Origin of the sequence: Mesorhizobium sp. M7A.F.Ca.ET.027.03.2.1 (assembly GCF_003999175.1) — a bacterium.
In the GTDB taxonomy this organism is placed as follows: domain Bacteria; phylum Pseudomonadota; class Alphaproteobacteria; order Rhizobiales; family Rhizobiaceae; genus Mesorhizobium.
Genome location: NZ_RZOM01000093.1, coordinates 1 through 9,944, shown reverse-complemented (window position 1 = coordinate 9,944; position 9,944 = coordinate 1). Strand labels below are relative to the sequence as shown.

Below are 9,944 nucleotides of genomic sequence, written 5' to 3'. Positions count from 1 at the left end.
CGCCGGCCGAAATTCCGTGATTCATGCCGTAGAGGCACAAATCCATCAACTGATAGGGCAAAGCGAAGTAGAACTCCTCCTGGGTTTGCGCCATGGAAAACGTATCCGTGGTCGGCGGCCTTGTTTGGACCTCCTGGTCAATCCCGAGATACTCCGCCAGCTGGTAAACCTGGGTCTTGTAGAGATGGACGATAGGCATCACATCGGCGATGCCGTCGCCCTGTTTGACGAAGAAGCCCTGGTCATATTCGAGCCGGTTTGGCGTGCCTGCCACTGCATAGTTGAGGCGGTCCGCATGATAATACTCGGTCATCTTGCGAACCCGCTGCTTGTAGTTGGTGGCAGCGACGATCTGCAGGTAAGCCGCCGGCGACAGACGCACGGTGTCGATCTTTCCGTGCGGATCCTCGACCGTAAGGCGCGTGATATTGAGGCCGCTGCTCTCCAGCACCGATGCCATGACCAGCTTGCATTTCCAGCCTTCGCCATATCCAGGGACGGCAGTTCGGATGGCCTCGATCTGTCGGGCGTAGGCGCCGATGCCTTCAAGCGCCGGCTCGATATCTTCAAGGATTGTGTCGATGCCAAGCTGCCCGGCGACGCTGCGGCCAAGCCTCAACGAGTCGCCTGACGAATGGCGCTCCGGCATGAACAGGCCGAGCACCTTGTCCTTCCCGAACGCCCGTGCGCACAGCGTTGCGACGACCGAACTGTCGATGCCTCCGGAGAGCCCGACGACCACTCCGCGACGCCGTTGTGTGCCGAGAACCTGTTCGCGCAAAGTCTCGACGATGCGATCGATCTCCAGCCGGGCATCGAGCGCCAACACATCGCTGCTGAATTCCCCGATCAGGTCGATGACACTGCCTCCTGTTGGCGTGACTCGACTGAAGAGTAGGTCTCGGTCACAGCGTTTTCGATGAGCGGGCGATTGATGGTCAGATGGGGCTCCACGACCATGTCGATGTGAGTGCCGGCGATCGGAATGACGTCCAGATGGACGAACGCCCGGTCCCACCCGAGTGCAAGCGGCATTCCGGGCCGCGCGCAACGGAACAAGGTGCCGGTGATCGGCAGTATCGGCCTGGGTTCTGCCAGCCATTGGAAGAAGGCGCGCGCCCGCAGAACCTCCTGCAGTTCCAGTTTGGTTCTGAAGCTCGTCGGGTTGAACTGACCCTCGGCATAGCGGTCGAGGAAGCTGGCAAGCCGGGATTCGCAGTGCATTTTGACCGCGACCTTGGCAAGCGCGCGGCACGCCACCCGACTAGCCGATATACGATTGGTTCGGATCCGGTGAAATGTCCGGGTAATGGTCTCCCAACGCTTGCTGCGTTCGCCAACCAGACTGGTATCCAGAATGCCCGTGAACGCTACCGCTCGCCCTTGATCAAGCAGACGCGCGGCAACCTCAAAAGCGACCGCTCCTCCGAGCGAGTGGCCAAGCAGGCGAACACAGCCGGTAGGCTGCACGCGGTTGATATGATCGAGCGCAGCTTCGACCATTGCGGCGACAGTGTTCTGACCTTGCAGGATCATGCCCAGGGCCGGATATCTGATGGGAGACACCCTGGCGACCTTGCTTATTGCCGATGCGAACGAAGCAAGGCTCGGACCATAGCCGACCGACCCGGGGAAAAGGAAAAGCAGCGGAGGCTCGTGTTTCCAGGCGGGCGCGTGCTCGCCGCCTCGTTGAGCGGAAATGACCGCTGCAACCATCTCATCGAAGCTCATTCCAACCGTGAAGGCTTCCAATCCGAGCTCCTGCCCGATCGCGCTTTCGATTTCCATCACGCAATGGAGCAGCTTAAGCGAATCTCCCCCCGCTTCATCCCAGCACCCCAGGGCGACCCGCGTCTTGAGGACCTTGGTCCAGGCACGCCGTACGATCTGATGAGCCGGAACTTCATTTCCCGCATGGGGGATTTGCGGTGGGGGCGTTGTTTCCCGAACCGAAAGGTCGATTGCAGCCAGCATTGCCATATCGATCTTTCCGCTGGCCAGTCGCGGTATCTCGGCGCTTGCATGGAGCCGCAGCGGGCAAAGCGCCGGCGGCAATTTTGTCCTGGCAAGTTGGCGCAGCTCGTCGCAAAACCTGGCTCCCGCCCCGCCGTACGGGACGGCGAACGCAACCAGTTCATTCGCCGGGGTGACGATAACCACGGCATCCTTCACCGACGGCGCGCCACGCAGAACCCGTTCGAGTTCGGCCGGCTCAACGCGCCGCCCATTGACCTTTATCTGGCGCCCTTTGCGACCGATGATCCGCAACAGGCCATCACTCCCAATTTGCACAAGATCGCCCGTCGCAAAGATACGAAGCGTCTGGTCGTCGGGATCTATTTCAAACGGAACGACTGCCCCATTTTCCCAATATCCGAGTGCGACATACGGGCTTCTGATCAACAGTTCTCCGATCTTGCCGGGCTGAACCGGGTAACCCTCTTCATCGACAATCGCGAAGCTGATACCCGGAAGCAGCCAACCGACGGGAGCTGAGGAATCGAATTCCGGCCAATCGTGCGGCAAGAACCACTGCGATCCAGTCGTTTCCGTCGATGAATAGCCGATCTGCACCAGGCAAGTTGGCGGGACAGCCTTGCGCACCAGGCGGATGTCGGCCGAGGACACCTTCTCGCCTCCAATTCGGGCAACCCTGAGTGAACCAAAGGCGTCCGCGGGCTCATCCGCCAGGAGAGCGCGAAGCAATGCCGGCACCAGATAGGTGATCGTCACGCCTTCCGATTGCATGCGGCCGCGAACCGCGCGCAGGCCCACGGCTTCGACCTCCACAAGCTGCAACGTAGCACCCGTAAGAAGAGCGGCAAGGATTTCCCGACAACCGGCGATGGTTGCCGGGCCGGTCAGGGGCAGGAAAACATCCTGCGCATTGATGTGGCACGCGTCGACATATTGCTGCACTCGGCACAGCAAGTTCCGCTGGCTGTTGACAATCCCCTTGGGGCGGCCCGTGCTGCCGGAGGTATAAAGCACGATTGCCGGTGCATCGACAGAAACGGTACGGTGTCCAGCTGGACGAAGCGTTGCCTGCAACGATTGCGCTATCTCGATCCGGGCAACGTGCTGGGGCAGATCAAGGCCGTGGAGGCCTTTGTCGCCAATTATGGCGGAGAGCCTCGCGTCGGCGACGATTTCGTTGATGCGCGAGTCCGGATCTCGCACGTTAAGCGGCACCGACGGTCGACCGGATGCCATGCTGGCCAGCATGGCAACGGTGTACCAGACCGAGTTGGCCTGAAGTATTCCAACCGCATTTCCGTCGGGAACGACGGCTTCAATCCGGCTGGCCAAGGCCTCGACCGCCCGAAAAAGCTCGGAATAGGTCAGTCGGTTGGTGCCGTCGCTGGCGGCTAATTTCTCGGAATAACGCCCGGCGATTTCCCTCAGGTGATCAAAGACCGGAATATCGACGAAGCCAGTTCCCATCCGTTGATGCAGGCGTAGAACGGGCCCGCCCTCGTCAAGAGCATGATCGGGAACTTTTGACCATCGACAAGAGACCACCGCTTGGTAGTCAGCCTGCACCGTTTGAATCGCCCTCGAAGATTCTAAATGCGCCAGAGACATAAGGGCCCCACGCTAGGATTGTTGCCGCTTATCGCCCCGCGGCATGATCTTTTCATCAATCATTCGGATGATGCGCGAGGCGGTCTTGATCGCTTAAATCGTTCGAAGTTGAGCATGCCAGCCTGCGCTCGCTCGGCTGTGCTACCTTACCGAAGTGTCGGGCTGTGCGCTGCGGTCCGCTTCGCCAGTGCCTGAAACGAAGCAGTATGCGAATACTTCCCCTCCAAGCTCATCCGTGACACGAACCCAGTTGTTTTCCCATGTCCTCAGGGTAACCTGGCGTCCTGTTGATATAGTCGCCGCCGTGAACGGGCTGGACGCATTGACATTACTCGCCGCAACCACGTCGTCCCCTTCCATTTGCTCTACCAGGTATGTTTGCATCACTGCTCCTGACTGCAGGGCATGGCCGGTTCAATTGCGTGTAGCTGGAGGCATGACCTTCCAACCGCAGGGAACGGATTTCGTTCCATCCAACAGGCAACCCTGCCGCCGGCAGTCAGCGTTCAGTCGCCCCGCCGCCCCTGGCAGGACCATGGCCTAGCCGCTGAATGACTTGGTCAGGACTGAGCTATGCTTTGGCGAAGGTGGAGCCTCGCGCTGCGCCGCATGCTTCTGGAACAGTGCAATCTTGTCGGGATAAGTAATCCGGATTTCGCTGTGACACCCCTCGCAGCGATATTTGGATGCAACCTGAAACCAGCGCCCGGGTTTCAGCAAAGCCAATCCGCAACGCGGGCATTTGAACGTCATTTCAAGAGGGCATAGATTCTGACACAGCGGCATTTCGCAACTTCCATAAGAGATATCTAATGTTAGGCAACGGCAGCCGGCCGGAATCGTTCCTAGACGCCGTTCTTTTCGTCAGGCCGATGACCAACCCGGACGCCGGGAGACCATTTGCCCGCGATGCCAGCTTGACTGACGCAGGCCTGAACTCAGGCGCATCCCGCTTTCATGGTGACGTCGCGCCTGAGCGCCGATCGAACGGTCGTCAGAAGGTTTTGTGGGAACTTGTTCACCGGACCTCGGCACCGAGCGTGATCGCTTGGGGCGACGACGGGCCGCACGGTCGACGACACGACCTCTAATCCGGACGCCGAAACAGCGCCGCGCACCAGCACAAGAAGGACGAAAGCAGCGCAACCAGGCGGCACTCCTTGAGCATCTCGCCTATACCGGTGCGCTCGACAGCCGCGATCCCGACCGAATTGATATGGATATGGAGGCGCTATTGAAGAGAACCGACGCATCCCTTGGGGAATGCGTCGGTTCCAGAAGCTTACGCGTGGCGGATTTCCGTTCCCAGCACCTTCAAACATTCGCGGATGAACGCAGCAAGCGCCGTCCAGCCTTTGGCAGAAACCATTGTCCCGTCCACATAGGCCTCGGTCGGCGACAGGTCGATATAGGTGCCACCCGCCAGTGTCACTTCAGGCTCGCAGGCGCCGAGTGCTGCGACCTTCTTGCCACGCACCACGCCGTCGACAGCGATCAGGATCTGCACACCGTGGCAGATGGTGAAGATCGGCTTCTTGGCCTCGTGGAAATGGCGCACGATCGCCTGCACGCGCTTGTCGGTGCGGATGTATTCCGGGCCGCGGCCGCCCGCGCAGTAGACGGCATGATATTGATCGAGCTGCCTCTCAGCTTCCGAGAAAGTCTTGTTGATCAGCGCATAGTGGCCGAGCTTTTCGGTGTAGGTCTGGTCGCCCTCGAAGTCGTGCAGCGAGGTCTTGATCAGATCTCCGGCGTTCTTGTCCGGGCATACCACGTGGATGGTGTGGCCGACGGCTTCCATGGCTTGCTGATAGACAAAGATTTCGTATTCTTCGGTGAACTCACCGGTCAGCATCAGTATCTTTTTGCCTGGCATGGCTCTTCCTCTCAGTGTTTGAGCTAGGCAAGGCGCAGACCGCGCCCTGCCTTTCGGTGAAATCGGATAGGGTTAGAATGGCGAGTCAGGGAAATAGTATTCCTTGGCGTTGGCTTGGGTGATCAACGGCGCGTCGAGCTTGACGGTGCCACGGACGGGTGCCTGGCCGATCAGGTTGGCGACGGTCATGTAGATCGCGGTCTTGATCATCGACGGCGGATATGGCGTCTCGACCGGCGTCATGGCGTCGCCGTCGATCACCTTCTTGACGATGTCCTTCATGCCGTTGCCACCGAGCGCCAGCTTGATATCGGTCCGGCCCGATTGCTTGACCGCCTCGAGCACGCCAAGCAGCATGTCGTCGTCATTGGCCCAGACCGCATCGATATGCGGGTACTTGGCCAAATAGTCCTGCATCAGCTTGAAGGCCTCGTCGCTGTTCCAATGCGCGTATTGGATGTCGAGGACTTTCAGGTTCGTACCCTTGATCGTGTCCTGGAAGCCCTTGATGCGCTCGTCGTCGATGACGGTCGGAATGCCGCGCAGCACAACGACGTCGCCCTTGCCGCCGAGCTTGTCGATCATGAACTTGGCTGTGTTGGTGCCAACCGCGATATTGTCGCCGGCGAGGTAAAGATCCTGGACGGAGGCGTCAGTCAGACCGCGATCGACGACGGTGATGAACGTGCCCATGTCCTTGATAGCCTTGACCGGCTGAGTCAGCTCTTCCGAGCTGTAAGGCAGGATCACCAAAGCGTCCAGCTTGCGGCTGGCCGACAGGTCCTCAAGCGCGCTGACCTGCTCCGCCGCCGACGGCGACGTCTTCACGACCACTTCGACGTTCGGGAACGCGGCATTGATTTCCTTGGCCGCCGCTTGTGCGTGATAGACGATGCCCGCCGTCCAACCGTGGTCGGCTGCCGGTATCGACACCGCGATGACCTTCTTGTCTTGCGCCATGGCCTGGCCGGCCAGCAGCAGCGCGCCAAGTGTCGCCGCCGCAATCCATTTTCTACTGAACATTGTCTTCTCCCTTGGACCTACAAGAACGTTGATCCGCGTGGTCCGGACGCGGCGCTATTTCGAATTCGAAAACCGCTGGATGAGCATGGCGATGATGATGATGACGCCCTGAACAGCGGCGACGAGGTATTCGGAGACGAAGTCCGACAGCACCATGAGGTTGGCGATGAGCTCCAGGATGACTGCGCCGGCGACTGTTCCCCACACATGGCCCTTGCCGCCGCGCAGCGCGGTGCCGCCAATCACCACTGCGGTGATGACCTGCAGTTCCCAAAGCTGTCCGGTCGTCGGCGTTGCGGCGCCCAGGCGCGGCACGTAGCAGATCGCGGCAATGGCCACGCAGACACCCTGGACGATATAGGCGACGGTCCGTGTCCTGATCACCGAGATGCCGGAATAACGGGCGACATCCTCATTGGCGCCGACCGCCGCGCATTTGCGGCCGTATTTCATCTTGTACAGGATGAAGGATGCGACCGCGGCGACGGCGATGGATATGAGGATTGGAACCGGGATGCCGGCAACCGTGCCGAAATAGACAGGCCGGTAGGCCTCGCGCAGCGATCGGTCGATCGGTATCGTGCCGCCGTCGGTCAGATAGGTTATCAGCGCCCGGAAAATCCCCATCGTGCCCAGCGTGGCGATAAACGGTTCGATCCTGCCGACCGTGACGATGAGGCCGTTGGCAAGCCCGCACAGCAGGCCGACGAGGATCGCCACCGCCATGCCGGCGGGAATAGCCCAGATACCGGCATGCGGCGCCACCGTGTTCATGAACATGATGGTGATGCCGGTGATGAAGGCGGCCATCGAGCCGACGGAAAGATCGAGCCCGCCGGACGAGATCACAAATGTCGCGCCGACCGCGATAATGGCGATGAAGGCGCTGCGAGTGATGACGTTGGCGAGGTTGGTGGCGGACAGGAAATCGTGGTTGATGAGGTAACCCACGACCAGGAGGGCCGCCAGCGCAAGGAAGGGTCCGATGTCGGTCCAACTGACATTGAGATCCAGGGCGCGACGCCTGGGTGCGGATTCGGTCATGACAGCCATTCTGTGCCTCCCTTGGCTTTTGGCCCTGGCTTGGGGCCACTGGTCGCCAGTACCGCCACGTTGCTTTCGGTCATTTCGGCGCCGCTGACCTCGCCGGTGATGCGGCCTTCGCGCATCACCAGGATGCGGTCGCAGATGCCGATCAATTCCTGCATCTCCGAAGAGATGACGATGCAGGCCTTGCCCTTCGCCACAAGCTCCTGGATGAAGGCATAGATCTGCGCCTTGTTGGCGATGTCGATGCCACGCGTGGGCTCGTCGATAATGACCACCGAAGGATCGGTCAGCAGCACCTTCGCCAGCAGCAGCTTCTGCTGATTGCCCCCGGAAAGCTGGCCCGCTTTGGCGCCGAGGCTCTTCAGCCTGATGTCATATGCCTCCACGGCCTGTTCCAGGGCCTTCGCTTCACTGCGCCGACCCATCGAGAGGCCGGGATGGAACACACCGAGCGCCGACAGCGTCAGGTTAGGCGCCAGGTGCTCCTGCAGCAGCAGTCCCTTGCCCTTGCGATCCTCGGTCAGGTAACCGACGCCGGCGTCGATCGCCGCGCGCGGCGATTGGAAATGGATCGACTTGCCCTCAAGTTCGACCTTGGCGGCCGACGGGCGCAGGCCGATAATGCCTTCGAAGAGTTCGGTTCGGCCTGCGCCGACCATGCCGGCGAACCCGAGGATCTCGCCTTTGTGGACCGTGAACGACACGTCCTCCGCATAGCCGGGAACGGAGGCGTTCCTCACGCTCAGCATCGGTACATCCGAAGGCGCTGCGGTCCTTTCAGGATAGAGTGCGGTCAGTTCGCGACCGACCATCAGCCGCGCCATATCCATCTGGCTCAGCGTCTTGCCGGGATAGGTGCCGACCATCTTGCCGTCGCGCAGAACGGTCACCTTGTCGGCCACCCGTTGCACCTCGTCCAACCGGTGGCTGATATACAGCACGGCGGTGCCGTGAGCCTTCAGTCGCAGGACGATCTCCAGCAGGCGCTCGACCTCGCCACCGGTCAGAACGGCGGTCGGCTCGTCGAAGATAACCAATTTATAGTCGTCAAGCAGAGCACGAGCGATCTGCACCATCTGCCGGTCTGCCAGCGAGACGTCGCGCACCAGTGCCCTCGGCGAGACCACGCAACCGATCTGCTCCAGTTTCTCGGCTGCCAGCCGGCGCATGGTGCGGTCATCCACGACCAGGCCACGCGAAAGCTCTCGCCCGAGAAACAGATTGTCGGTGACCGTGAGCCCCTCGGCGAGCAGGATCTCCTGGTGAACCAAAGCGATACCGGCATCCTGTGCCTGGCTGGGCTTGGCAAATTTCACCGCGTGTCCGTTCATCGACAATGTGCCGTGGCTTGGCTCGACATAGCCGGACAACAGCCGCATCAACGTCGACTTGCCGGCACCGTTCTCGCCAATGATGGCGTGGATCTCACCGGGGAGGACGTCTAGGGTGACGTCCGACAACACCGTCACCGGGCCGTATTGCTTGGACAATTGCTGGGCGCGCAGCACCGGTTCGAGCGAACCATGCGCATTGCTGGACAACGTGCTCCCGCCCTCCCCGGCGATATTCGCGGCAATGGACATCCGTTCCGACCTCAATCGAATGCCGGGAGCAGGCGATCGCGCGAGTGCTCTATATGGATGCGCATCGCCTTTGCGGCGGCATCGGGATCGGCAGAGCCGAACGCGGCAAGAATCGCCTCGTGTTCGTCAAGTGCCTCTTCGGTCACACGTGCATGAAACATCAGGCGGAAGATGTGGAAGTGCGTGTGCTGGTGGCTCAACGTCTCGCGGATGAGTTCGTTTTGAGAAAACTCCAAGATCTTGTCGTGGAAGATCGCATCCTGCCTGGCGAAGTTCGAATAGCGTACGCGATCATCCTTGCCTTCGCGGCGTGACATCACGCCGGCGGCTTCGAGCAACACATTGAACTTGGCCTCGTCCATCATTGCGGCGGCCTTCGCGGCGCCATGCGGTTCGAGCAGCAGACGCATTTCGTACAATTCGTCGAAACGGCGCCGGGTGATCTGGGGTGCGGCACGATAACCGATCAAATGCGTCTTGAGCACGAGGCCTTCGCCTTCGAGCCGGCCAAGGGCTTCGCGGATCGGCGTGTGCGAGACGTTGAATTCCTTGACCAGGCTGTCGACTGTAATGCGTGAGCCTGGTGGGATCTTCAGCGCCATCAACTGCGCGAAGATGGCTTCATAGACATCTTCGACGAGACTGTTGGCGCGCTGGATGCGACCAGCTCCAATGGTGGCGTCGCTTGGGTCGGGTAAGTTTGCGGTCTGCATATTTTGCCTCTTGACAGTGAGGACTGCTAACACGATGGTTCCGTCGATGCAATCCTATATCCTATACGATTTTAAAGCGGATATTTTTTAGGGGCGAGAGACACGCTCTTAGAC

The 9,944-nt window shown here is 60.3% G+C and carries 7 protein-coding genes; all 7 read right to left on the bottom strand.

Annotation, left to right across the window (positions count from 1 at the left end; all coding sequences use genetic code 11):
* Positions 1–829, bottom strand: an 829-nt coding sequence (nadE, locus tag EN750_RS06670; RefSeq protein ID WP_127395960.1) for an NAD(+) synthase, incomplete at its 3' end; no start/stop codon positions are given.
* 20 nt (positions 830–849) lie between these two features.
* Positions 850–3,585 (bottom strand): AMP-binding protein, encoded by a 2,736-nt coding sequence (locus tag EN750_RS06665; protein ID WP_245482639.1) that lies wholly within the window; start codon positions 3,583–3,585, stop codon positions 850–852.
* Between the two features lie 1,282 nt (positions 3,586–4,867).
* Entirely contained in the window at positions 4,868–5,461 is a 594-nt protein-coding gene (locus tag EN750_RS06650; protein ID WP_013533129.1) for a DJ-1/PfpI family protein, read from the bottom strand.
* Positions 5,462–5,533: 72 nt separating this feature from the next.
* Entirely contained in the window at positions 5,534–6,484 is a 951-nt protein-coding gene (locus EN750_RS06645; protein ID WP_023808960.1) for a substrate-binding domain-containing protein, read from the bottom strand.
* 54 nt (positions 6,485–6,538) lie between these two features.
* Positions 6,539–7,537 carry an ABC transporter permease gene (locus EN750_RS06640; protein ID WP_127395959.1) on the bottom strand — a complete coding sequence of 333 codons (999 nt, stop codon included), beginning with the start codon at positions 7,535–7,537 and terminating at the stop codon, positions 6,539–6,541.
* Entirely contained in the window at positions 7,525–9,117 is a 1,593-nt protein-coding gene (locus tag EN750_RS06635) for a sugar ABC transporter ATP-binding protein (protein WP_127395958.1), read from the bottom strand. Before EN750_RS06635 ends, EN750_RS06640 begins: the two co-directional genes overlap by 13 nt.
* Before the next feature lie 11 nt (positions 9,118–9,128).
* Positions 9,129–9,830: a GntR family transcriptional regulator gene (locus tag EN750_RS06630; protein WP_127267874.1), complete on the bottom strand. Its 702-nt coding sequence runs from the start codon at positions 9,828–9,830 to the stop codon at positions 9,129–9,131.
* Positions 9,831–9,944: the final 114 nt, after the last annotated feature.